This window comes from Nonlabens sp. (assembly GCF_018401815.1).
In the GTDB taxonomy this organism is placed as follows: domain Bacteria; phylum Bacteroidota; class Bacteroidia; order Flavobacteriales; family Flavobacteriaceae; genus Nonlabens.
Map to the genome: position 1 here is coordinate 316,858 of NZ_JAGYKG010000003.1, position 25,592 is coordinate 342,449.

The following is a 25,592-nucleotide window of genomic DNA, read 5'->3' on the forward strand; positions in this document are numbered from 1 at the left end:
TTTATGGTTAAAGATAAAAATATATTATACGTTGGCGGGTTTGAATTACCGGATAGAAATGCAGCTGCTCAGAGGGTTATAGCTAATGCTAAATTATTTTCAACATTAGGCTATAAAGTATTTTTTATTGGTGTTTATACTAATTCTAGTTATAATCCTCTAATAAAAAAAAGGGTAATTGAAGGCTTAGAATATCATTCTAAACCTCAAAAATATCCTTATTCAAAAAGTGATTGGTTTAAATTTATTACAGATTTAAAGTTTGTCAGGAATGTAGTAGAGAATGATTTAAAAGCTAATGTTGACATAATCGTGGCTTATAATTACCCAGCAGTTTCTTTATGGAAGTTATTAAAATATTGTAATAAAAATAATATTAAACTTATAGCTGATGTCACAGAATGGTACCAACCGGAAGGCAATCTGTTTTTTAAATTAATTAAAGGTTTTGACACCTATTTACGCATGAATATCTTACATAAAAGGGTCGATGGATTAATAACAATTAGTAAATATTTAACTGAATTCTATAAGTCAAGTAATAATATAATTCAATTACCACCATTGATTGATAAAAATTCGCAAAAGTGGAACAAAGTTGATTATATTCCAAATGATATTTGTAATTTAATTTATGTTGGGTCACCTGGCAATGGAATTAAAGATAGTTTGGATACAATTATTCAATCGTTGTCAAGAATAAAGAGCAGGACAAGAGATTTTAATTTAAAAATAATTGGAATTACTAAAGAGGAATACTTTATAAATTTTGGCGTTGAAATAATTCCAAAAAATATTATTGACAATGTCTTTTTTGAAGGCCGTAAATCACACAGAGTTGCCATTGAAGAAATTAAAAACTCAGATTATTCAATATTTTTAAGAAAAAATAATCTTGTAAATAAAGCAGGATTCCCAACTAAGTTTGTGGAGTCGATTTCATGTGGTACTCCTGTGTTGACAAATGAATCTAGTAATATTACACAATTCTTAAAAGAAGGAGAATTAGGGTACTTAATTGATAGTAGTACAGATAATAAATTGGATATATCTTTAATTAAAGCGATTAATAGTGATAAAGAATTATTAATTGAAATCAAGAATAAGTGTTATTTATATAATAAGTTTCATTTTAATTCTTATAAGAATGAATTTAATGGTTTTATAAATAATTTGTTTAATTAAATTATGTTAAAGAAGCTAATTCGTATCACCACCGTTCCAATGTCTTTAGAAAAGTTGCTGGAGAACCAGCTACGTTTTATGAAGCAGTATTATAATGTTACTGCAATTTCATCCGACAAGGTTAATTTAGAGCGTGTGGCAAAATTGCAGGAAGCATCTACATTTCACGTGGAAATGACCCGTAAAATTACGCCTTTTAAAGATTTGAAGGCGGTATGGCAGTTGTACAGCTATTTCAAAAAAGAAAAACCATTGATGGTGCATACGCATACCCCAAAAGCGGGAACATTGGGTATGTTGGCAGCTAAATTGGCGGGTGTGCCGCATCGTTTGCACACCATCGCAGGTTTGCCCTTGTTGGAAGCTACCGGCAGTAAAAGAAAACTGCTAAATGCCGTTGAAAAAGCAACCTACGCTTGCGCCACACATATTTACCCAAATTCTTTTGGTTTAAAAGAAATCATCATCCAGGAACAATTTTGCAAACCAGCGAAACTAAAAGTCCTTGGCAATGGAAGCTCTAACGGTATAGACACTGCATATTTTAATCCCGAAAATTTTTCAGCGCAACAAAACCAAGAGTTAAAAAACAGCTTGGGCATACACCCAAATGACTTTGCTTTTATTTTCGTTGGCCGTTTGGTAGGCGATAAAGGCATCAATGAATTGGTCGCGGCATTTAAAAAAGTTCAAAGGCAAAAGTCAAAAGTCAAAAGTTTGAATAAAGGCGATATAAAGTTTTCAAATAACGAGCAAAATTCATCTACCGGTTTACAAAACCGACAACTCACAACTCATAACCCAAAACTTTTACTAGTCGGTCCCTTAGAAACAGACCTCGATCCGCTTCATAAAAACACCTTGCTTGAAATAGATGAAAACCCAAACATTATTTCGGTAGGTTATCAAAAAGATGTTCGTCCCTATTTGGCAATCAGCAACTGTTTGTCATTCCCCAGTTACCGAGAAGGTTTTCCCAATGTGGTGATGCAGGCCGGCGCTATGGGATTGCCCAGCATTGTCACCAACATCAACGGTTGCAATGAAATCATCATAGAAGGACAAAACGGCACCATCATACCGGTGAAAGATACGAATGCTTTATACAATGCCATGAAAAAAATGATAGCGGATGACAATTATGACAAACAGTTACAACAAAACGCCCGCCCAATGATTGTTTCACGTTACGAGCAACACTTGGTTTGGGAAGCCATTTTAGCCGAATATAAAAGACTGGAAAAAAATGTATAAATCTTTTTTTAAACCTTTTATTGATTTTTTGGCTAGTTTTTTAGGCTTGCTAATATTGAGTCCGATATTCCTGATAGTTACTTTAGGATTATATCTTGCCAACAACGGCAAACCCTTCTTTTTTCAGTTACGCCCGGGTAAGGATGGGAAAATCTTCAAGATTGTAAAGTTCAAAACCATGAACGATAAAAAGGATGCTCAAGGCCATTTACTGCCGGATTCACTAAGGCTCACAGCAGTAGGAAAATTTGTTAGAAAAACCTCTTTAGATGAAATACCTCAATTACTTAATGTCATTAAAGGTGATATGAGTTTAATTGGTCCAAGGCCATTATTACCAGAATATCTACCTTTATATAATAAAGAACAAAAAAGAAGACACGAAGTAAAGCCAGGCATAACGGGTTGGGCACAAGTGAATGGTAGAAATGCTATTTCTTGGGAGGAAAAGTTTAATTATGATGTTTGGTATGTGGAAAATCAATCTTTTTTATTAGATTTAAAAATTATCTTAAGGACTATAAAAAAGGTTTTTATTTCTGAAGGAATCAATACCGCAGGTCAGGCTACTACAAAACCATTTAAAGGATAAGATGAAAAACATCGCGATAATAGGTGCTAGTGGGCTCGGTAGAGAGGTCTGGACATTGATCAATGCCATCAATCAAGTTGAAGATACTTATCAGGTAATAGGGTTTTATGATGATGAGTTTGTAGAGGAGTACGATGTCATAGCAGGTATTCCATGTAAAGGGACAGTGACAGATTTACTTATCGACTTACCAGAAGACACTTCTATTACTTTTGGAATGGCAAATCGGCAGATTGTTAGTGAGATTTATAATACGCTTTCGCAAAAGCGTAACTACAGTTATCCCTCATTAATTCATCCTAATGTAAGTATAGAATATGGAACAGTATTAGGTATTGGTAACGTACTTGCTAATGGCACTATCATTTCTTGCCAAGTGAACATAGGTGATTTTAATTTTTTCAATTCTCTGTGTGCAGTAGGGCATGATACTGTGATAGGTAATTTCAATAGTTTTATGCCTAGGATTCAAATTTCTGGAGATGTCACTATAGGCGATTTCAATTCATTTTCTATGGGAGCAAGTTTTGTTCAAAGTAAGAAAATGGGCGACAACAATACAATACTAGCAAATTCATTATTAACAAAAAGCATTAAGAACAACAGGAAATATTTTGGTATTCCTGCTAAAAGGCTCGATCTTTAAAAAAAATATAAAAATGGAAGATTTTATTAACAATTTTGCAGAACAGATTGATGAAACTGAAAGAAATGAATTTAGTAAAGATACTAAATTTAAGGATCTAGATGAATGGGACTCAATGATTGCTCTTTCGATCATAGCAATGATGGATGAAGAGTATGAAATTACCATAAATGGTGACGATATTAAAAACGCAAACACTATTGAAGACTTATATAAATTAGTTAACGCTTAAATATGTCATTATCTCAAGTTGCAAATATTTCAATAGATGCCATATATACATCTGTTCCTAAAGTTAAGATGGATAATTTAAATGATGATTATATTGGACGTCAGCAAGGAGAGAAAATTCTAGATAATACTGGTATTAGATATAGACATATAGCAATTCATGAAACAGCAGCCGATTTATGTTATGATGCAGCTCAAAAGTTGATTTCAGAAAATAAAATTGATAAAGATAATATAGAGTTTTTGGTTTTTGTTTCTCAAACGCCAGATTACGTATTACCGGCAAGTGCTACTATACTGCAAGATAGACTAGGTTTAAAATCAACAGTGGCTGCCTTTGACGTTAATTTGGGATGTTCTGGTTATGTTTATGGGTTATCTATAATTTCTTCTTTATTATCTAATTCTTTCAATAAGGATGCACAAGCGTTGTTATTGGTAGGAGACACTATTTCTAAATTATGTAAACCATCAGACTCTGCTACATATCCTTTATTTGGTGATGCAGGAAGCGCAACCCTGTTAGTTAAATCTAATGAGGGGCAGAAAATGACATTTGATTTAAACAGCGATGGATCTGGTTGTGAGGCAATCAAAGTACAAGAAGGTGGGTTCAAATCTAAAGATAAGCATGGAGAGAAAACCTTATACTTAAATGGTATGGATGTTTTTTCTTTTGGTATAACAACGGTTCCTAAGGCTATTAAGTCATTCATGCTCTCTCAAGAAGCTGTTGTTGAAGATTTTGATTATTTCATTTTGCATCAAGCAAATAAATTTATGAATGAGAAAATCAGAAAAAAAATAAAAGCAACTGAAGAACAAGTGCCTTATTGTCTATTTGATTATGCAAATACCAGTTGTAGTACTATTCCTTTAACTATAACAAGTCAACTAATATCAATAAGTACTAAAGTAAAGCTTTTTTTATGCGGTTTTGGAGTAGGGCTTTCTTGGGCCAGCGCAATAGTTGAATTAACTGCGGACTGTAAGATTAATAATAGTATTTATAATGGATAAAAATACTTTTTCACTTGATGGTAAAACTATATTAGTTACTGGTGCAAGCAGTGGTATAGGTAAGTCAATAGCTATTGCATGTTCGAACTTTGGAGCAATAGTGTTGTTGCTGGGTAGAAATATTAATCGTTTAGAACAGTCAATGTCATTGTTAAATGGTAAGGGGCATTCCTATTACTCAATAGATTTAAACAAAAGTGAAGATGTATTAAACCTTTGTAATGATTTGCCTAAAATAGATGGTGTTGTTCACTCTGCTGGAATTGTAGAGTCTCAGTTATTTAGTTTTTTAAAAGAAGATTCTTTGCGAACTATTCTTGATACTAATCTAATCGCTCCGGTAATGCTTTCTAAACATTTAATTAAGAAAAAGAAAATTAATAAAGAATCATCTATAGTATTTATTTCTTCTATTTCGGGCCCTGCGATTACTTATATAGGGAATAGTTCATACGCAGCAAGTAAGAGCGCTATTTGTGGTATTGCAAAAACAATGGCCTTAGAACTTGCTCCTAAAAAAATAAGAGTAAATACTATATTACCTGCCATGATAGAAACTGAATTGATAGATTCGATTGACAGTAGCTCAGAAGACATAGAATTAGACAAGAAAAATTATCCGCTTGGTGGTTATGGTTCTCCAGAGGATGTCGCTTCAACGGTCATATTTCTTCTATCACCAGCATCAAAATGGATGACTGGAACAGATATTAAACTAGATGGAGGACTTACATTAAGATGATGGAATCATATATAAATCATATAAGCTATTATTTACCAGAAAAAATTCTAACTAATGATGATCTTGCAACTGAATTTCCAGAATGGTCTGTTGAGAAAATAGCTAAGAAAATAGGTATTAATGAACGCCATATTGCTGCAGATGATGAAACATCTTTAGATATGGGTATTAAGGCTTCAAATTTATTATTTCAGGAATATGATATAGACGCTAGCTCTATTGATTACTTATTATTCTGTACCCAAAGTCCTGATTATTTTTTACCTACAAGCGCCTGTATCATGCAGAATAAGTTGGGTTTGAGAAAATCTTGCGGTGCGTTAGACTTTAATTTAGGTTGTTCTGGGTTTATATATGGATTGAGCCTTGCAAAAGGGTTGATAGCCTCGGGAATTGCAAATAATGTTTTGTTAGTTTGTGGTGAGACTTATAGCAAGTTCTTGAACAAGTCTGATAAAGGTAATCGTACCATCTTCGGTGATGCAGCCAGCGCTTCTTTAATTTCTAATGAAGTATTTGGATTATCAGCAAAGATTGGAGGCTTTGATTTAGGAACAGATGGTTCTGGAGCTGAGAATCTAATTGTTAAAGCTGGAGGAATGAGACAACCTAAAATGACAGCACAAGAGGTAGATGATGATTATGGAAATACTACTTCCGATGCTGATCTATTTATGAATGGGCCAGAAATATTCAATTTTACCTCGCTTAACGTTCCTGAACTTGTCAGAAGTAATGTTAGTAAGAATGCATTACAAATGGAAGATATTAACCATTTTGTTTTTCACCAGGCAAACGCTTACATGTTGAATCACCTGAGAAAAAAAATCAAGGTTGAACAAGATCGTTTTCCTGTACGTATGAATTTTTGTGGGAATACTGTTTCCTCAACTATACAAATAGCCTTGCGGACGTTGCAAGATGAAGAAGCTATAAAAACTGGTGAAAAAATATTGTTAGCAGGTTTTGGCGTAGGATACTCTTGGGGAGCCGTTACCATTGAATTATGTTAGTGTTGATTAAGGTATGAAATCTGTATTTGATTTTATACTATCCATAATACTACTTTTAGGATTATTACCCCTAATAGGAATAGCTTTACTTTTTGCCGCATTATCAACAAAATCTTTTGGCCTATTCACTCAACAACGCATAGGCCAACAGGCTAAGCCATTTACCATCTACAAACTCAAAACCATGCATGATGGGAAGGTGACTAAGATCGGCACCTTTCTTAGAAAGTTTAAAATCGACGAGCTCCCACAACTCATCAACATCCTGAAAGGGGAGATGTCGTTTGTAGGACCACGTCCCGATCTTCCTGGATACTATGACCAACTTATAGGAGATGATAGAAACGTACTAGAGCTGCGCCCTGGCTTAACCAGTCTGGCGGCTATTAAATACCGCAACGAAGAAGAATTGCTGGCACAATAGCCCGACCCGGACGGGTATAACGATCACATCATTTTTCCTGATAAAGTAAAAATGAATTTAGAATACCTGGAACAACGCAGTTTTTGGTATGATGTAAAAATCATCCTCTTAACTTTAAAATCTCTTTTCAAGTAAACTACCTTTACCAAATAAATTAAAACGATGTCTTTAGATAAAATATGGCTGTCTTCCCCCCATATGGGAGGAACGGAGCGAAATTACGTGACCGAAGCTTTTGATACCAATTGGGTAGCCCCTTTAGGACCTAATGTTACTGGATTTGAAAAGGATCTAGAAGCTTATCAAGGCGAAAATACTCATGTGGCAGCTCTATCTAGTGGTACGGCAGCCATACATTTGGCCTTGATTCAAGCCGGTGTAGGGCCTGGAGATGAGGTGATTTGTCAAAGCTTTACCTTTTGTGGCACGACCAATCCAGTACAATACCTGGGTGCCACTCCTATCCTAGTGGACAGTGAAGAGCAGACTTGGAACATGTGTCCGGTTGCCTTAAAAGAAGCGGTAGCGGACCGCATTGCTAAAGGTAAAAAACCCAAAGCCATTCTTGCGGTGCATTTATATGGGATGCCTTATAGGGTAGAGGAGATCCACGCTTTCGCGAAAGCGAACCAAATACCTGTTATAGAAGACAGTGCCGAAGCTTTAGGCAGCACGTATAAAGGCCAAAAATGTGGCACCTTTGGGGATTATGGGATCTTGAGCTTTAATGGGAATAAAATCATTACGACCAGTGGTGGTGGTGCCATGGTGTGTCCTACTAAAGAAGTAAAGGATACAACCATATTTTTAGCCACTCAAGCACGGGATGAAGCACCGCATTACCAACACAGCCAAGTGGGGTATAATTATAGGTTAAGCAACATCAGTGCCGGTATAGGTCGCGGCCAAATGCAAGTGCTGGACAAGCACATCGCCTTACGTCGTGGGATGCATCACTTTTATCAAGAGCTGTTTAACGGCATCGCTGGTGTGCGAGTGCATGCAGCGCACGACCCAGCTGTTTTTTCCAACCACTGGCTCAGCGCTATAGTGGTAGATCCTTCCTTAACTGGAGGCATCAGCAGAGAAGATATCAGACTCGCATTAGACAAACAACACATAGAATCCCGACCCTTATGGAAGCCCATGCATTTACAGCCTCTATGCAAAGATTTTCCTTACTATGGAGGTAAGGTTGCTGAGACCTTATTTGAAAACGGATTGTGCCTGCCCAGCGGCTCCAATCTTACAGAAGAAGACAGGGGGAGGATTGCGGTGGTTGTGAGGGGAGTTTTCGGTTTGTAGTTATCGGTTAGCTATTGTCAGTTCTAAACTTAAAGTTGAAAAGTGAGCATTATAATTAAAATACGATCTTTGTAAAAGTAAACTTTTAAAAATATTGAGTATGACACAACGCCAAGCCTTACAGTTATTCGAAAACAAAAAAGTACGCACTCTTTGGGATTCGGAACAGGAGAAATGGTATTTCTCAATTGTAGATACTATTGCTGTTTTGACGGATTCTCAAAATGCGAGAAAATATTGGAGTGTTTTAAAAACACGACTAAAAAAAGAAGGAAGCGAGTTGACTACAAATTGTAGTCAACTGAAAATGCAATCTTCAGACGGTAAATATTATAAAACCGATGTGGCAGATACCGAGCAGCTTTTCAGACTGATACAATCGATACCTTCACCAACAGCGGAACCTTTTAAGCTTTGGTTGGCACAAATAGCATCAGAACGCTTGGATGAGATGCAAGATCCTGAACTGACTATCGATCGTGCCTTAGAACAGTATTTGCTATTGGGTTATTCAGAAAGTTGGATCAATCAACGACTGAAAAGTATTGAAATCCGAAAAGAACTGACCGATGAATGGAAAAACAAAGGGCTGAAAGAAGGAGTTCAATTTGCCACATTAACCGATATTATTACCAAAGCCTAGTCAAATAAAACGACGAAAGAGTTTAAAATCTTGAAGGGATTGAAAAAAGAAAACCTGAGGGATAATATGACTAATACGGAGTTGATTTTAAACATGTTGGCAGAGGCTTCTACCAAAGATATTTCACAAGCCGTAAATCCTAAAAGTTTTGATGAGAGTCAAAAAGTGGCTCAACAAGGAGGTAATGTAGCCAAAGTAGCTCTCCAAGAATTGGAAGCAAGAACAGGTAAAAAAGTTGTAACAGGATTGAATGCAAAACAGGTTTTGCAAGAGAAAAATAAAAAACAGTAATCGATTTGCAAAGAAGAACAATCTAGAGACGCACCCACCCCATTATCAAAACAGCCATACAGGGTACAATTACGGCATGAGTACTATTTGTGCAGGAATTGGTCGAGGCCAAATGGAAGTATTAGGTGCTCATGTTGTTTTAAGGAGAGCCATGCATGATTTTTATGTGGGATTGTTCCAAGATATTTCAGGAGTTACCGTTTTTACAGCTCCTAATGACGATTATTTTGCTAATTATTGGTTGAGTGCAATTTTGATAAATCCTATTATAACGAACGGGATTACTCGTGAAACTTTGCGTTTGGCTTTTGAAGCCGCCAACATCGAATCTCGTCCGTTGTGGGAACCCATGCATTTGCAGCCGGTGTTTGAGAAGTATTCTTATTATGGAAACAAAGTTGCGGAAACACTATTTGAAAATGGATTGTGTGCCCTCAGGTTCCCCAATCTTACAGAAGAAGACAGGAATAGAATTGCCAAGGCAATTAAAGCGATTTTTGAATAATCGATTAATATTTTAACATTCACTTAAGCTGATAGCATTCAGCAATTAGCTTTTCGTTAATACCATATCCGCTCTTAGCGGATTTTTTTGTTTTCAAGCACAATACACCGCCTTAGGGTGGTTTTTTTTTGCTTTTTTTTTACCGCTTCGCGAGTTTGGGAGTTAATAGTTTAATAGTTTGGGAGTTTAAAAGTTTAATTTAGTCATCGTCATCGTCTTAGTCTCAACACCTAAACCTTAAACCCTCAACTCCTCAACTGGTTAAAGTTTATATAAAACAGTTTCTGTTTAGTCTAATAAACAAAAAAAGCATATATTTGTATAATAGAACAAACAAAAATGGAATCTTTAGTAGGTAAATTTTATAAAAAATTAGACGCAACTGATACAAGCTTTGTTAGGGATACGATGCATAAAGTCAATTGGGAGGCAAGACTTGTGGGCATAAAAGGGGCTAGAGGTATTGGTAAAACAACCTTACTTTTGCAATACATCAAGCTTCATCTGTCAGATCAATTAGAAAAAACACTCTATGTGAGTTTGGATTCGATTTGGTTTAACACCAATTCACTGATAGACTTAGTAGATTATTTTACTAAAAGAGGGGTGGAACATCTTTTTTTAGATGAGGTTCATAAGTACCCGGGCTGGTCTCAAGTAGTAAAAAACATATATGACGACTATCCTAGTTTAAAAGTTGTTTTTACAGGTTCTTCTTTGTTAGAAATTTTAAATGCAAGGGCTGATTTAAGCAGAAGAGCTGTAGTGTACGAAATGCAAGGATTTTCTTTTAGAGAATATTTGCGGATGGAAACAGGTGTTGATTTTGATATCCTATCGTTAGAACAACTATTAAATAATCATGTCAACGAAGCACAAAAAATACATCAAAAAATAAAACCATTCCAGTATTTTGAAACCTATTTACAACAGGGCTATTATCCATTTTACAGAGAACAACCAAACTTGTATGATATTCGCCTTGGTGAAGTAATTAACATGATGTTAGAAATTGAGTTGCCACTGCTTAGAGGAGTAGAATTGGCTTATATAGCTAAAGTAAAACAACTTTTAGTGATCATTGCCGAATCTGTACCCTTTATGCCAAACGTGAGTAAACTGAGTGAAAAAATCAATATCAATAGAGCCACCTTATTGTCCTATTTACATTACTTGTCCGAAATTGGATTAACTCGTAATTTATTTAAAGAATCATACGGAATTAGTAGATTACAAAAACCATCAAAAGTGTATTTAGAAAACACGAATCTAGTTTACATATTAGCCAAAAATAATGCAAATTTAGGAAATATTAGAGAAACCTTTTTTATGAATCAATTGGTTTACAATCATAAAGTTACCTATACAGCGCAAACCGATTTCAAGGTGAACGATACTTATTTTTTTGAAATAGGAGGCAAGAACAAAACAAATAAACAGATTGCTACACTCGAAAATTCGTATCTGGTTGTTGATGATATCGAGTATGGATTTGAAAATAAGATTCCATTATGGCTTTTTGGTTTTATGTATTAATAAATAGTATAAAAGTAATATGATTCGTTTTTTTTGATGTTGTTTTTTCATTTTTTGGCTTGCTACTTTTGAGTCCATTTATCATCATTTTATGGGGTATTGTTGTAAGCTCCCCCAAAAATAGTACGGAATAAAAGTAGAAAAACTAATAATTTTAAACCGTAAAAAAAGCACGAGAAAAAGTAGATTTAATCCAGAACAAATCGCAAAGATTTTAAAGAAGTTTGAGAAGGTCAGAGTGCCAATGGCTAAAAGCCAAAAGCTAACAGCCAGTTTTCAACGTCTTCGTCACTTCCAAGCCATTCCCCTTTGGGGGCTAGAGGGAAGCCAACAGCCCGTTTTCAACGTCATAAAAATCCCCATTGCCGCAAAAGAGGGTTTGTTGAAAACATTCGGTTCTTTCAGAAAATGTTAAAAGAAAGGCAACTGAGCGGAGCCGAAGTAGCCTGCACTGAGCGGAGCCGAAGTAGCCTGCACTGAGCGGAGCCGAAGTGAAGGAAAACATTTACACGATTCAAAGAGTAAACATTAAAGGGCAAATAAACGAATAATTACAAAAATGCACATTAGAATATGCATTTTTATAATATTTTTGCACAATAGAATATGCAATATGATCACTTTATTAGAACAGTCAGACCGATTAATAGCGAGTGTAAACCTCGATTTTAAGCGCTATTTATTTGATGTCATTAAATGGAGTAACCGTTTAATTGGCATTAAGGGAGCAAGGGGAACAGGCAAAACCACGCTATTGCTGCAATGGGTAAAAGCGCAACACCTGCCGGTTGAGAAAGCAGCTTATTTTTCATTGGATGACTTGTACTTTACTGCACATACCTTAAAAGATACCGTTACCCAATTCCATAAAAATGGAGGTGTCATTTTGGCATTGGATGAAGTGCACAAATATAAAAATTGGTCGTTGGAAATAAAAAACATATATGATTTCTTCCCCGACTTAAAAATTATTTTTACGGGTTCTTCCATTATTGATATTTCTAAGCAAGAAGGCGATTTAAGCAGAAGGGCATTGATGTATGAACTGCCGGGCTTATCATACAGGGAGTACTTATCCTTGCAGGGTATTATTGATTTACCCATAATTAGTTTAGACGAGTTACTTTTTAATACCGTCAAAGTTAAAATGATGATTCCTAAAGATTTTCGCCCGCTGGCCCATTTTGGCAATTACTTAAACTACGGTTATTACCCATTTGGTTTAGCGGATGTGCCATCGGTTCACCAACGCATCAATCAATTGATAAGAACTATCGTGGAAGTTGATATGGCCGAATTGAAAGATTTCGATATTCGCAATGCCAGAAAATTGTTGCAGCTGGTTTATATAATTGCCCAACAAGTGCCGTTCAAACCAAATATAACGACCTTGGCAGCCAAAACGGGCATTCACAGAAATTCTTTAAATAATTACTTGTATTATCTGGAACAAGCCAAAATAATATCTTTACTGTTTTCTGCGGGCATTAGCACTGCAGTTTTACAAAAGCCTGAGAAAATATTCCTGAACAATACAACTTTGTTGGCCGCCCTTGCTGAAGAACAGTCTAATATTGGGACGGTTCGCGAAACTTTTTTTCTATCGCAGTTACGGTCATTACATAAAGTGCAGCTGCCAAAACATGGCGATTTTTTGGTGAATGGCATATATACCTTTGAAGTGGGAGGTAAAGGAAAAAGCCAAAAGCAGATTAGTGGGCTGGAAAATGCGTGGATTGTAAAGGATGATATGGAACTCCCAATGTTGAATACGCTTCCCCTATGGATGTTTGGGTTGCTATATTAAATGAGTTAACCGTCACCCTGAGCAAGTTTGTGCTGAGCGGAGTCGAAGTACCTGCACTGAGGGAAGTCCAAGTAGCTTGTGCTGAGCGGAGTCGAAGTACCTGCACTGAGCGGAGTCGAAGTACCTGTGCTGAGCGGAGTCGAAGTACCTGTGCTGAGAGTAGTCGAAGTACCTGTGCTGAGCGTTGTCGAAGTACCTGCACTGAGCGGAGTCGAAGTGCCTGTGCTCAGCGTTGTCGAAGTGCCTGTGCTGAGCGGAGTCGAAGTATCGATGGGAAACGATTAAACGAATAAAAAATGTTAAACAGAATCCTCTCACTTATCATGCTCCTCTTACTTTCCCCCATATTCATAATGGTAGCCCTACTCATATTCTTCGAAGACGGCTTTCCTGTTTTTTTTAAGCAGAACAGGGTAGGCATCAACTATTCGTTTTTCAACATATACAAGTTTCGCAGCATGAAAAAAAACACACCAAATGTGGCCACCCATTTGTTAACCAACCCAGAACAGTATGTCCTTAAAATTGGACGCTTACTGCGCAAGTTAAGCTTGGATGAATTGCCCAATTTAATCAACGGATGCATCACTTTTATCAAGAGGTGTTTAACGGCATCGCGGGTGTGCGAGTGCATGCAGCACACGACCCAGCTGTTTTTTCGAACCACTGGCTCAGCGCTATACTAGTAGATCCCTCAAAAACAGGAGGCATTACAAGATAAGATATTAGGCTTGCTTTAGAAAAAGAAAACATAGAATCCCGACCCTTATGGAAGCCCATGCATTTACAACCCCTATGCAAAGATTTTCCTTACTATGGAGGTAAGGTTGCTGAGACCTTATTTGACAACGGGTTGTGCCTGCCCAGCGGCTCCAACCTCACCGATTCCGATCGCTCCCGAATACGTCAAGTCATTCACCATTGCTTTCAACCATAACTCACCGCCCTAAGGCGGTTTTTTGCCTTCGAGAGCCTCAGGCACCGGCAGCAGAAACCCGGTGGCTGAGGTGTTCATTGAGGTTCTCGAAATGCACTCGAAGCCCGGTGGCTGAGGCACTCGAAGCCACGGAACTGGCACTAGATCCCGAAGCCCGGAGGCTGGCACCGGCACTGGGACTAGCACTGGGACTGGCACTGGGACTGGGACTGGCACTGGGACTGGCACTGGCACTGGCACCGTGACTGGCACTGGGACTGGCACTGGGACTGGGACTGGGACTGGGACTGGAAACCCGAGGCCTTATGCCTTCGAGAGCCTCAGGCACCGGCACCGGCACTGGCACTGGGACTGAGACTGGGACTGAGACTGGGACTGGCACCGGCACCGGCACTGGCACTGGCACTCGGACTGGCACCGGCACCGTGACTGGCACTGGCACTGGGACTGGGACTGGCATTGGCACTGGCACTGGCACTGGGACTGGGACTGAGACTGGGACTGGCACTGGCACCGGCACTGGCACTGGCACTCGGACTGGCACCGGCACCGTGACTGGCACTGGCACTGGGACTGGGACTAGCACTGTGACTGGGACTGGGACTGGGACTGGGACTAGCACTGGGACTGGCACTGGCACTGGGACTGGGACTGGGACTGGCACGGGCACCGTGACTGGCACTGGGACTGGGACTGGGACTGGGACTGGGACTAGATCCCGAAGCCACAACGACCAAACACACAGTAAACGCATTAACGTCATTTTAAAGTGTATTTCATCGATTTTATTGTTGCAACAGGTGATCCTATTATAGCTATAGTTACATTTACTACCTTCTAGGCAGCTAAAGGCCTGTACCACCCAAAAAAATCTATCATGAAAGTAACCATATGGAGTCCTGTCGCACTTCTTTTTTTGGTAATGGCAAGCCATGCCAGTGCCCAAGTGGATTTCCCCCCTGATGTAGATGATACCGCACCCATTTCGGGATGGTTCATAGCTGCTGTAGCCGCTGTTGCACTTGGTATTCAAAAAGCCCGCCCAAAAAAATAACTTCAATTTTACCTAATCTTACCTAATAAAAAGGTACATTTTAATGTAACTTTGCAGGCTATATGAAAATTGAATACCTCAAAAACAGAATCGCACAGGTATTTTGGAATGGAGATAACAGCCTTCAATTCAAAAATTTTAGGTACTTGCCTCGTTGGATAGTAGTTGCTATCGACTTGGTATTGGTACTCTGTTCTGGCTATTTCTCCTTTTTCCTTATTGAAAACTTGAATTCGACTTTTTATGAAGTGTTGTCCATCAACCAACAAGTCGCATTCCTACTATTGGTTTACCTGGGTTCTTTTTTTACATTTAGTACGTATTCCGGTTTGATACGCCACAGTACTTTTGTTGATGTTTTTAAAATCGTGATGGCCTGCTCCTTGGCCATGTTGTTTTTAATCGCTATCAATTTCACGTATTATTTTTTATACGGTCAAGAGGTCTTTTTAATGCCTTTTTTAATAGTGCACCTGTCCATCACGTTTACGGCTCTTTTTTCTTTTAGGTTGGCCGTAAAAAAAGCCTATTCTTTCTTCTCCAATACCAATCTTAAAGGCCATGACGTGCTTATTGTAGGGGTTAACGACGACAGCATCGCCTTGGCGGAAGCTTTAACCACCTCCCAAAACCAAAATTTTAATTTGATGGGATTTGTCTCTTTTAAAAAGGACCACCAACGCATCAAGATTTTGGGAAAACCCATCATCAAATACGGCAGCAGCTTTTATAAAATCATCGCTCCCATGAAAGTCACGGGATTGATCATTGCGGGTACGCCGCTATCGCTAAAGAGAAAAAATGAGTTGGTGGATCAAGCCCTGGCTCATGACCTAAAAGTCTTTTATGTGCCCGACATCACCCAATGGGTGGATCAAGAAGACCTTAGTTTAAAAATTAAAGAGATTCAAATTGAAGACTTGCTGGAAAGGCCAGTCCTGCATCTAGAAGATGCTGAAATCTCTAAGTATTTGAACGATCGCGTGGTATTAATTACTGGTGCTGCGGGCTCTATAGGAAGCGAAATCTCCCGACAAGTCTCCAACTACCATCCCAAATGCCTGTTGATATTGGATCAAGCAGAATCTCCGTTGTACGATTTGGAATTGGAGTTAAAGGAACACTTTCCAACCATCTCTTATAAGGTCATCTTGGCCGATGTGCGTCAGAAGGATCGCTTGGAACAAATTTTTAAAGACCACAGCATTTCTGTTGTTTTTCACGCGGCGGCTTATAAGCATGTTCCCATGATGGAAGAGCATCCCAAAGAAGCGGTTCATGTCAATATTTTAGGAACGGTACACCTGGCAGATCTCGCAGTGGCCTATAAGGTGGAGCGTTTTGTGATGGTCAGTACCGATAAAGCCGTAAACCCAACCAATGTGATGGGAGCCAGCAAAAGGGCTGCCGAAATGTATGTGCAGTCCTTACAACAACACATTCCTGCCCACACCAAGTTCATCACGACTCGTTTTGGAAATGTATTGGGCTCTAACGGATCTGTGATTCCTTATTTTAAAAAGCAAATTGCAAACGGTGGTCCGGTAACCGTTACTCATCTGGATATCATACGTTATTTTATGACCATCCCAGAAGCCTGTCAGTTAGTGCTTCAAGCAGGTACTATGGGAAAAGGAGGGGAGGTATTTGTGTTTGATATGGGACCGCCTGTAAAGATCATGGACCTTGCCAAACGCATGATCAAACTCTCTGGGCTACAACCTTATGCCGATATTGATATACAAATCATCGGTTTGCGACCTGGTGAGAAATTATATGAAGAGTTGTTGACCGACGCTTCTACCAGCTTGCCTACCCACCATCATAAAATAATGATCGTTAAAGATCAAACCATGCCTTATGAAAAACTTGTAACTCACCTAACCCAAATCACAACAGCATTGCAACAGGAGAAGGACGAAGCCGTCGTGCATCAAATCAAACAACTGGTTCCTGAATTTATTAGTAAAAACAGCGTTTTTGAGCTACTGGATCACAACGCAACTCTTTAGAATTTCTTACCTTTACCCACATGAAACATAACTTATTTAAAGCAGTTCTGCTTATTCTTGGCATTGCGTTGATTTCTTCTTGTGTACCCAAGAAACGTCTCTTGTACCTGCAAGATATTGATACCTCCTTAACTGATAACGAACTGAATTACCAATCCATCATTAAAAAGGACGACATTCTACGAATTAGTGTTACTAGTGAAAATATGGAGCTGGTGCAGCCCTTTAACCAACTGATCGGAATCACCAATCAAAGCAGTTTAAACGGAATTGGACAACAAGGACAGTTATTTGGGTATTTGGTGGACAACCATGGAACGTTGGTGTTCCCTCTTTTAGGAACTATAGAAGCCGCAGGAAAAACCCGAGAAGAAATGACCGTTTTTTTACAATCCAAAATTAGGGAGGGCTTTGTCAAGGACGCCGTGGTAGATGTGAGGATCGTCAATTTTAAAGTGACCGTGCTGGGAGAGGTCAACCGACCTGGTACCTTTAACCTGGACTACAACCGCATCACCTTATTACAGGTACTCGGGCAAGCCGGTGATTTGACCATTTACGGCAATAGAAAAAACATTACTATTTTAAGAGATGTGGATGGGGTACAAACTTCTCATCGGGTTGATTTAACCACTTCAGATTTTATAGATTCTGACTTTTACTACCTGCAGCAAAACGATGTAGTGGTGGTAGAACCCAACTATGCGCAAGTACAAGCGGCTGGTTTTAATAGAAATGCCTCTCTTTACGTTTCTATAGCTTCCATCTTGTTATCCCTAATTGTGATTATTTCCAGAAATTAAGACCTCACTATGAACACCACCAATTTTGAAGAGCAACAAGACGTAAATTTAAAAGATCAAGTATACCAATACCTCAAGTATTGGCCCTGGTTCCTCTTGAGTGCTATTGTTTTTGTCGTTGCGGGATTTATCTATTTAAGGTATGCCACCAACCAATACCAAGCCACAGCAAAAATTGTATTAAAAGATGCCAAAGGAGGCGGAGGTCTTTCCGAACTTTCGGCTTTAGATGACCTCAACCTTTTAGGAAGTTCGTTCAATACGGTAGAAAATGAAGTAGAGATTTTACATTCTTACCGATTGATCCGACAAGTAGTTCACAACCTGGATTTAAATGTGGTCTATTCCCAAACCGGAAGGATCAAAGCCTCTGAAGTGTATAAACAAAGCCCTGTAACGCTGACCATGTTGGACGATACCGCTGCAGAGGGGTTGGAAACCTCCATGACTTTGGTGCTAGAACCTGTAGATGCAACCACCTTTAAAATCAAAAGCCTAGAAGCAGACCAATACGAGATCCAATCCTATGGAGCCGAGTTTGCTATCCAAGATTGGAATGTGGTGGTAGTGCCCAACCACCCGAATTTTGGCGTTTGGGGAGCAGGAACTGCCGAGGAACTAGAAGCAGCCAGGGAGCTGTTTATTGCGATTCACCCCATCCGAAAAATAGCCGAGTCCATCAAATCAAGGTTGAGCATCGCTACAACAGATCAACGATCCAGTGTATTGGAGTTGAGCATCACCGATCCTGTAAAAGAAAAAGCTGAAGACCTGCTCAATAACCTGGTCATGGTGTACAATCAAGATGCCATTAAAGACATCAATGAAGTGGCTCAAAATACGGCCCAATTTATTGAAGAGCGTCTTGTAGAAGTACAGAAAGACCTCGACAGTTTGGAACGAGGCATACAACGCTTTAAAACCTCCGAAAATCTTACGGATCTGGTGGCAGAATCCGAAATCAACCTACAATTTTCTGCTGGTTTGGGCAGGGAGGTGGTGGAAGTAGCAACTCAGTTAAAAATAGCAAAGTTACTACAAGTCAAATTACAAGAACAGAACTTGGATTTTATTCCAGAAAATGTAGGCTTAGAAAATTTGGACCTGCAACGGGCATCGGCTACCTATAATGTCTTGATTCAAGAATACTTGAGGTTTCAAGAAAATGCCACTTCTGACAATCCGGTGCTTAGAAGATTAGCTACTGAAATTGCGAGTTCCAAAGAAGCTATTTTACTTTCTCTGGACAACGTGATCAGCGCTATTCAATTACAACAACAAAGCTTGAATAAAGAACTCAACAAGGTCTCGGGTAAAATATCAGATGTGCCTGAAAATGAACGGGTCAACAGGGATATTGAAAGAGAACGGGTAGTGGTCGAGTCGGTTTATTTATTGTTGATTCAAAAAAAGGAAACTACCGCCATCTCGCTTGCGGTAACTGCTCCTAAAGCCAAAGTGGTTGACTTTGCTATGGCATCGCTCACGCCAGTGTCCCCAAAATCCAATATCATTTACCTCGCCACACTGCTATTGGGCTTATTGCTTCCAGGAGCAATCATCTATGGTCGCTCGATTTTTTACAATAAAATAGAATCCAGAACAGATCTAGAACGCAAGTTGCCCAACACCACCATTCTCGGAGAAATTCCTAAAATCGATCAAGAGACGAGCAATCACATACACTTGAACGACCGTTCTATCGCAGCAGAATCTTTTAGAATTATAAGGACGAACTTGCAATACAAGCTTAATGCGGTGCCACACGATAGGACTAAAGTAGTATTGGTCACCTCTACCATTAAAGGGGAAGGAAAGACCTTAACCTCCTTTAATCTTGCCAATACCTTTGCTTATAGCGGTAAAAAGGTCCTGCTGATAGGAGCCGATATCAGGAACCCGCAACTGCACCGGTACTATGATCAGGTATCCAAAAGAACCCCTGGGGTGACGGAGTTCCTTACTGATGATCAAAAAAAGTTAAAGGAGCTGACCTTTACTTCTGTTACCAATGCCAATCTGGACCTTTTAGTGTCCGGAGCCATCCCGCCTAATCCAGCCGAACTTTGGATGCAAGATAGAACCACTAGCTTATTTGATGAGGCTAAGGAGCACTATGATTTGGTAATTATCGACAGTGCACCGACCATATTGGTGACCGACACCTTGCTCATCAGCAAGTATGCTGATGTGGTCGCTTACGTGGTTCGAGCCAATTATACCGATAAAGACCTGTTAGAATTTATAGCCAATTCCGTTAAAGAAGGCAAACTGACGAATATAGCCTTTGTATTGAATAATGTAAAGATGGATCAGTTTGGGTATGGTTCTAAATATGGGTATAAGTATGCGTATAAATACGGTTATGCTTACGGTGAAGATAGAGTGACTTTTTGGGAGGCTTGGAAGAACAAGTTGCAAAAGAAGGGAAGCTAGAAATAAAAGACCCTTTTATTAAAGATCAAATACCTGCTTGTGGTGTTCCACAAGCTTTTTGAGGGAGGGAAGATGTTTTTTCTTGATCTTGATGTTCTTGATTTTTTCTAAGTGAGTCAGGTGATGCGCATCCGTCCCTAAGTATTCATACAGGCCTTTGTCCAAAAGGGAAATCGCCTTTGCATGTACTTGTTCACCATAATGATCCGAAAGCGACAGCAGGTTGAGTTGCAGTTCAAAACCTCTATTTTTTAAATCTGTTAAGCGATTCACGGAATGCAGGTAAGCATAACGTTCTGGGTGCGCCAAAATAGGGATCAGTCCTTTTTGGCACATCTTAAATACCCAAGTCTCCAAAGGATCAGGACGTTGAAAATAGGACAGCTCGGTAAGCAGGTAGTTCTTGTGCAGGCACAAGTAGGCTCCCTCTTCTATCAGTTGATTCCACTGCCCATCCATCATGTATTCGGAAGCGGCGTTGCGTATAAAACCTCTGGCAGCCGTAGCCTCTAATGCTTTGGTTGTTTCTTGAAAGTTGGCAGTAATCGAGGCGACATCATTCTGATAATAATCCTCCATCGTATGTGGTGTAGCAATCGCATTACGCACTCCTATATCTTTCATGGCCTGAATCATGTTGATCGTAGTTTCTAGATCAGGAGCTCCATCATCGATACCCGGCAACAGGTGGTTATGAATGTCGGTAATTCCTTCTAAAAAGTCGATGAGGTACACCGATCTGTGGAAAAAAATCATGAATTCAAGCGTTTTAGCAGCTGTTGCACTTCGGGCAGTTGATATTCTATGGGGAATAATTCTTCCAAGATCGCAATTTGTTTTGTATTTATTTTTAAAGAATTTTGCAGGTGAATGCTCCCTTGGAGTATGGCGCCCTTTTTAAAATAAAGCCCGGCAAGGCGGTACTCTAAGGCTACTTCTTCAGGATAAAAATCCAAGCCACTAGCTAGAGTAGAAACAGCACTATCTATTTCCCCTAGGTGCAGCAGCAAGTCGGCTCTTTTGATCCAGGTAGAAAGCTCGTAATTACCTAGTTCTAATGCTCTCCGGTACCCGTATTCGGCTTCTTCTATAAAATTAAGCTGTGTATTGATGTCGGCATACTTGGTCCAGTACAAGGCGTTATCGGCATCTATATCGGTGGCTTGTTCTATATAATCCAAGGCGTTTTGATAGTCCAGTCGGTTGGTGTAAAAATGAACTAAAGCCAGCCAGCCTTTATCCAGTAATGGATCTTCTTGAACACACTGGTTGTAGTACGCTACCGCCTTGTCGTCCACCCCTAATTTTTCAAAACACTTCCCTAACCGAAGATACGCAAAGGAGGTAGGGTCGTCTAAAGTCAGTGTGATTTGATAATTTTCAATAGCTTCGTTATAACGGCCTAATTTTTCTAGGACCTTGCCTTTTTCTAAGTAGGCCCCTATAAATTGATCGTCGGAAATAAGGGCAAATTCAAATGCAGAAAGGGCTTTTTCGTACATTTTTAAGTCAAAATATTGTTTACCTATTTGATGCCAGGCCACCTCACTATAAGGATTCTTATCCAGATACAAATGTAAGAAGTCTATGGCTTGCTGGTGTTCTTCTAGAAAATCAAAACAATAGATAATGTTGTACAGCGCCGAGTCGTCGGTATCATCGAGTTCTAGACATTTCATAAAGTTGACCTTAGCATTGGAATAATCGTCTAAAAACAGAAATTCCATGCCTATTAAATTATACACATCTGCGTGATCCAACGTCAGGTCCAACGCCTTTTTAAGAAGCTCAATAGCTTGATCGTGGCGTTCGGTCTTGGAAAAGATGTTGGCTTTTTGAATATAGATTTCAGGGTGTTGTGGTTCCATCTCAAAAAGCTCCTGGAGCAACTGCTCTGCTTGAGGAAATTGGTTGTCAAATATATATACCTCTGCTTTAAAGAGCTTTAAATTAACCGAAGTGGGATGCTGAGAGATTCCTAGTTGTATGGCTTTACGAGCCAATGCCATTTTACCCTCTTCCAGGTAGTGCTCTATTATTTCATCAAACTCGTCACTGTCAAAGAATCCAATTCGGTTGGATGTTAACATGAGCTCAAACTTTTTGATGCTTAACCCTCCGTCATTATTTAAATCAAAATTCATACCCCTCCTATTTAGAATTTTTGTTCTACTAAGTTCTATTTTTTTGTCAAAGCCGCCGCAAAATTGGGCGGTGTCTTGTCAACAACTTATAAACACAGGCTGTTATGGCGCTGGTGCGTAAAAGGATTCGATTACTTCGAGCAGTATCGTACAGGCATAATCAATTTCAGAAAGGCTAATGCTGTAGGGAGGGGTTATGCGTATGGCTCTTTTTTCATACAGCAATAAAAAGAAAATCACCCCCCGGCGTCTGCATTCTTCGACGATTAAAGCAGTATAGGTATCGTCTGGGAGCAGGGCAGCTAGCATCAGGCCTTTACCTCGTACCTCTCGTATAGCTGGGTGTTGTAAGCTTTCGCGAAAGCGAGATTCTTTAACCGCCATCTCGTTCATATACCCGCCCTGTTCTATTTCTGTCAAGGTGGCAAGTGCTGCCGCAGCAATGACGGGATGCCCTCCAAAAGTCGTTATATGCCCCAACATAGGCGACTGCTTGAAGTGCGACATGTGTTCCCTGCTGGCAGTTAATGCTCCTATAGGAAGCCCCCCTGCAAGCCCTTTGCCCGTAATGACCATGTCTGGAACGATCTGATGTTGCGTAAAATAAAACATACTTCCCGTACGACCAATTCCAGGCTGGATCTCGTCTATAAGTAGTAAAGCACCCATGTCTTTGCAGCGTTTACTCAACTCTTGCATCCATATCTTACTTGGTATCTTAAACCCAGCCCCACCTTGAATGCTTTCTATAATAACGGCAGCGGTGCTTGTGGTGATCCACTTTAAGTCCTGCAGGCAGTTGAAGTTGATGTGTGTGATGTCGGGCAGTAAGGGCCGGAAAGGAGCTTTGCGTTCTTCATAATCCATGAGGCTTAAGGACCCCATGGTATTGCCGTGATAGGCTTTTTTCATCGCTATGATCTGAGAACGACCCGTTACACTGCGCGCCAGCTTCATGGCAGCCTCAATAGCCTCGGTGCCACTGTTCACCAAGTAAGTAGTCTCTAATGGAGCAGGTAGTAACGAGGCGATTTTTTTGCACAATTGCACCGAAGGGTCTTGTGCATACTCTCCATAGACCATGACGTGCATGTACTTGTCGACCTGTTTTTTTATGGCTGCTACGATCACGGGGTGGCAGTGACCTAGTGGTAATGCACTTACTCCTGCTACCATATCTAAGTAGCGACGACCTTGTTGATCGTAAATATAATTTCCTTTTGCATGATCGATTTCCATTCCTGGAGCATAAGGTGTGGTCTGCGCTTGATACTGGTAAAAATCATCCTTCATGGCCTGCCTTCTTTTTTCTAATGCCATCTGCCGTGTCGCTAGCTCTGGTTTGTAAATCGCTTCCTTTTAACCTGGAATTCTTATTAATTTCTAACTTTTGGTCTTGTTTAAAAAAGTCTTCTTCTATTTTTGGTAAGGGGATGCCCTGAATAGCGGGAAGTACCGGAACTGGTTGTCCTTTAAATAAGCCTTCTTTTGTTGTTATTATTTCGTCCCCACGCCAGATAAAACCTCTTAGAGTACGCGCATTCTCTGGCAACTCCTCTGGAGGGTAGGTGATGTCTTCCACATGGTCGAAGGTGGTGATCACCGACATCTCTTGGGCTTCAAAAAGAACTTCCATTCGGCCACTGGTTCCTTTGTTAATGCCTATTAATTGCTGTTGTTCATTACGAGAATAAATAAGATTCTCTACATTTTTGTTGATGTGCACCACCTCAAGCGCACTGGAGTCATTAAACTTGCCTAGCAGCTCTTTTCCTTTGATCTGATTAAAACCTCCACTGCTGTCTTGATCGATAATAAAAGCGTTGTAGAACACGTGTAAACTGTCGAGTCTCTCTGTTTTAGTATTGCTTTGAATATGTATGCTGTCGCCTGTCATTTGACTGTTACCGCTCCACAAAACCGGTTGGGTAATCATCTTGGTAAGTCCGGTACGCTGTCTGGTAATGATAGAATCACACCTGCCGCTTAAATCACTTTTAAACAGCCTTACATCATAAAAGCCTCGTACGATTCGGTCATCTGCGGGACCAGTGACCATCAATGTATCAGCGTGTATATACACACTGTCTTGTTCTTGAACAGAAATAGCAACGGCTCTCTTGGTGATGAAAACCGAGTCTTTTGCTCGAAACACCTCGGCATAATGTCCTTTGATGATGGACTTATTGATGGTGTCGGTCACTACAATATTGTTGGTAGCACTCGCGAAAGACCTCCCTCTATTAAAGTACAAGCTGTCTCCTGTTACTGTACGGTTGTTGTAATCTATCCTAGAGTTTTTGATAAAGTAACCTTCGTCGGCTCGGGTGTCGTAAAAACCTCGTTCGCAATAAACCGTACTCGTTGTTCCTTTTATAATAGAGGGTCCATACATATACGCATGCCCTGTTTCGGTATAAAAATTAAGGTGATCACTGTCTATAGTATATTCGGGATTGGTCACTGTTACATTTTCTAGAAACTGGTACCTGTTCTCAGCTATAAAATAGCGTCCTATCCTGCTTTTTAGGGTACTAGCAGTATCGGTTACCGTACCACCACTTCGATAATACGCCTGCTGTTTGGAACGATCAAAAAATAAACTATCAGTTGTTAAAGTAGTGCCAGGGTTGTTCATCTCCACATGGCCACTGGCAAAAGCAAATTCTGTTTTGCCGTTATATTCGGCATAGGTAGCACTCATTTTTATAGAATCTCCTTGATTCATGCGCACATGATCAAAAATCCTTATAAAATTATCCTTGCGATAAAACACAGCACGATCACACCACATTTGAATTCCTTTGTGTTGCACATATACTTGATTGTTGCCAGTTCCAGCATAAACAACAGCTCCAGGAAATAGGGCTTCATTTATTTGGCTAAAGCCACCTCCACTTACCTTAATCAAAGAATCGTTTGCTGTTGGCTGACTGATACCTAAGTGCATACTGCATGCTACAAGAAGGCCAATTAAATTTTTCAAATACTCGTTTTTTGGTGTTTAAAATT

Annotated in this window: 22 protein-coding genes and 4 pseudogenes; 20 read left to right on the top strand and 6 right to left on the bottom strand. The window is 39.6% G+C overall.

Going from position 1 to position 25,592, the window contains the following annotated elements:
• Positions 1 to 3 precede the first annotated feature (3 nt).
• The 16 genes and pseudogenes from KG732_RS08065 to KG732_RS13080 form a co-directional block, all read left to right on the top strand.
• Positions 4 to 1,185, top strand: coding sequence for a glycosyltransferase (locus KG732_RS08065; RefSeq protein WP_213522283.1), 1,182 nt, complete (start codon positions 4 to 6; stop codon positions 1,183 to 1,185).
• 3 nt (positions 1,186 to 1,188) lie between these two features.
• Positions 1,189 to 2,439 (top strand): glycosyltransferase family 4 protein, encoded by a 1,251-nt coding sequence (locus KG732_RS08070; protein ID WP_213522285.1) that lies wholly within the window; start codon positions 1,189 to 1,191, stop codon positions 2,437 to 2,439.
• Positions 2,432 to 3,031 carry a sugar transferase gene (locus tag KG732_RS08075; RefSeq protein ID WP_213522294.1) on the top strand — a complete coding sequence of 200 codons (600 nt, stop codon included), beginning with the start codon at positions 2,432 to 2,434 and terminating at the stop codon, positions 3,029 to 3,031. The genes KG732_RS08070 and KG732_RS08075 overlap by 8 nt, the downstream gene beginning before the upstream one ends.
• 1 nt (position 3,032) lies before the next feature.
• A complete protein-coding gene (locus KG732_RS08080) occupies positions 3,033 to 3,677 on the top strand; it encodes a hypothetical protein (protein WP_213522296.1) in 645 nt (214 codons plus the stop codon).
• A 13-nt stretch (positions 3,678 to 3,690) separates the two neighbouring features.
• Positions 3,691 to 3,909: an acyl carrier protein gene (locus KG732_RS08085; RefSeq protein ID WP_213522298.1), complete on the top strand. Its 219-nt coding sequence runs from the start codon at positions 3,691 to 3,693 to the stop codon at positions 3,907 to 3,909.
• A gap of 2 nt (positions 3,910 to 3,911) precedes the next feature.
• The gene (locus tag KG732_RS08090) at positions 3,912 to 4,928 is read left to right on the top strand and encodes a 3-oxoacyl-ACP synthase III family protein (protein WP_213522306.1); all 1,017 of its coding nucleotides are present in this window, start codon (positions 3,912 to 3,914) and stop codon (positions 4,926 to 4,928) included.
• Complete coding sequence (locus KG732_RS08095; RefSeq protein ID WP_213522308.1) at positions 4,921 to 5,670, top strand: SDR family NAD(P)-dependent oxidoreductase; 750 nt, start codon at positions 4,921 to 4,923, stop codon at positions 5,668 to 5,670. Before KG732_RS08090 ends, KG732_RS08095 begins: the two co-directional genes overlap by 8 nt.
• Entirely contained in the window at positions 5,670 to 6,683 is a 1,014-nt protein-coding gene (locus KG732_RS08100) for a 3-oxoacyl-ACP synthase III family protein (RefSeq protein WP_213522310.1), read from the top strand. Before KG732_RS08095 ends, KG732_RS08100 begins: the two co-directional genes overlap by 1 nt.
• A 13-nt stretch (positions 6,684 to 6,696) precedes the next feature.
• A pseudogene (locus KG732_RS08105) lies at positions 6,697 to 7,242 on the top strand (sugar transferase).
• A 27-nt stretch (positions 7,243 to 7,269) separates the two neighbouring features.
• Complete coding sequence (locus tag KG732_RS08110) at positions 7,270 to 8,412, top strand: DegT/DnrJ/EryC1/StrS aminotransferase family protein (protein WP_213522312.1); 1,143 nt, start codon at positions 7,270 to 7,272, stop codon at positions 8,410 to 8,412.
• 100 nt (positions 8,413 to 8,512) lie between these two features.
• A pseudogene (locus KG732_RS08115) lies at positions 8,513 to 9,346 on the top strand (Bro-N domain-containing protein).
• An 18-nt stretch (positions 9,347 to 9,364) separates the two neighbouring features.
• A pseudogene (locus KG732_RS08120) lies at positions 9,365 to 9,851 on the top strand (DegT/DnrJ/EryC1/StrS family aminotransferase); the annotation flags it as partial.
• Positions 9,852 to 10,190: 339 nt separating this feature from the next.
• Positions 10,191 to 11,387: an AAA family ATPase gene (locus KG732_RS08125; protein WP_213522316.1), complete on the top strand. Its 1,197-nt coding sequence runs from the start codon at positions 10,191 to 10,193 to the stop codon at positions 11,385 to 11,387.
• 613 nt (positions 11,388 to 12,000) lie between these two features.
• A complete protein-coding gene (locus KG732_RS08130; protein WP_213522318.1) occupies positions 12,001 to 13,194 on the top strand; it encodes an AAA family ATPase in 1,194 nt (397 codons plus the stop codon).
• Between the two features lie 353 nt (positions 13,195 to 13,547).
• Positions 13,548 to 13,880, top strand: coding sequence for a sugar transferase (locus KG732_RS13160; RefSeq protein WP_367271492.1), 333 nt, complete (start codon positions 13,548 to 13,550; stop codon positions 13,878 to 13,880).
• Positions 13,769 to 14,131, top strand: a pseudogene (locus KG732_RS13080) (DegT/DnrJ/EryC1/StrS family aminotransferase); the annotation flags it as partial. The gene KG732_RS13160 and the pseudogene KG732_RS13080, both read left to right, overlap by 112 nt.
• 37 nt (positions 14,132 to 14,168) lie before the next feature.
• Here KG732_RS13080 and KG732_RS08140 read toward each other — a convergent pair.
• Together KG732_RS08140 and KG732_RS08145 are read right to left on the bottom strand one after the other, a co-directional pair.
• The gene (locus tag KG732_RS08140) at positions 14,169 to 14,459 is read right to left on the bottom strand and encodes a hypothetical protein (RefSeq protein WP_213522322.1); all 291 of its coding nucleotides are present in this window, start codon (positions 14,457 to 14,459) and stop codon (positions 14,169 to 14,171) included.
• Entirely contained in the window at positions 14,452 to 14,874 is a 423-nt protein-coding gene (locus KG732_RS08145) for a hypothetical protein (RefSeq protein WP_213522324.1), read from the bottom strand. Before KG732_RS08145 ends, KG732_RS08140 begins: the two co-directional genes overlap by 8 nt.
• Positions 14,875 to 15,008: 134 nt before the next feature.
• Here KG732_RS08145 and KG732_RS08150 point away from each other — a divergent pair, with 134 nt between their 5' ends.
• From KG732_RS08150 to KG732_RS08165, 4 genes are all read left to right on the top strand, one after another.
• Complete coding sequence (locus KG732_RS08150; RefSeq protein WP_213522326.1) at positions 15,009 to 15,185, top strand: hypothetical protein; 177 nt, start codon at positions 15,009 to 15,011, stop codon at positions 15,183 to 15,185.
• A gap of 62 nt (positions 15,186 to 15,247) precedes the next feature.
• Positions 15,248 to 17,197 carry a nucleoside-diphosphate sugar epimerase/dehydratase gene (locus KG732_RS08155; RefSeq protein ID WP_213522328.1) on the top strand — a complete coding sequence of 650 codons (1,950 nt, stop codon included), beginning with the start codon at positions 15,248 to 15,250 and terminating at the stop codon, positions 17,195 to 17,197.
• Between the two features lie 20 nt (positions 17,198 to 17,217).
• Positions 17,218 to 18,000: a polysaccharide biosynthesis/export family protein gene (locus tag KG732_RS08160; protein ID WP_300980395.1), complete on the top strand. Its 783-nt coding sequence runs from the start codon at positions 17,218 to 17,220 to the stop codon at positions 17,998 to 18,000.
• Positions 18,001 to 18,009: 9 nt separating this feature from the next.
• Positions 18,010 to 20,436 carry a polysaccharide biosynthesis tyrosine autokinase gene (locus KG732_RS08165; RefSeq protein WP_213522337.1) on the top strand — a complete coding sequence of 809 codons (2,427 nt, stop codon included), beginning with the start codon at positions 18,010 to 18,012 and terminating at the stop codon, positions 20,434 to 20,436.
• A gap of 18 nt (positions 20,437 to 20,454) precedes the next feature.
• On the opposite strand, the gene KG732_RS08170 is transcribed toward KG732_RS08165, so the two are convergent.
• The 4 genes from KG732_RS08170 to KG732_RS08185 all read right to left on the bottom strand — a co-directional run bounded on the left by KG732_RS08170 (position 20,455) and on the right by KG732_RS08185 (position 25,566).
• On the bottom strand, positions 20,455 to 21,192 hold the full coding sequence (locus tag KG732_RS08170) for a CpsB/CapC family capsule biosynthesis tyrosine phosphatase (protein WP_213522339.1): 738 nt from the start codon (positions 21,190 to 21,192) through the stop codon (positions 20,455 to 20,457).
• On the bottom strand, positions 21,189 to 22,580 hold the full coding sequence (locus KG732_RS08175) for a tetratricopeptide repeat protein (protein ID WP_213522341.1): 1,392 nt from the start codon (positions 22,578 to 22,580) through the stop codon (positions 21,189 to 21,191). The genes KG732_RS08170 and KG732_RS08175 overlap by 4 nt, the downstream gene beginning before the upstream one ends.
• A 102-nt stretch (positions 22,581 to 22,682) precedes the next feature.
• Complete coding sequence (locus tag KG732_RS08180) at positions 22,683 to 23,873, bottom strand: aspartate aminotransferase family protein (RefSeq protein ID WP_213522516.1); 1,191 nt, start codon at positions 23,871 to 23,873, stop codon at positions 22,683 to 22,685.
• A complete protein-coding gene (locus KG732_RS08185) occupies positions 23,863 to 25,566 on the bottom strand; it encodes an OstA-like protein (RefSeq protein WP_300980396.1) in 1,704 nt (567 codons plus the stop codon). The genes KG732_RS08180 and KG732_RS08185 overlap by 11 nt, the downstream gene beginning before the upstream one ends.
• Positions 25,567 to 25,592 lie beyond the last annotated feature (26 nt).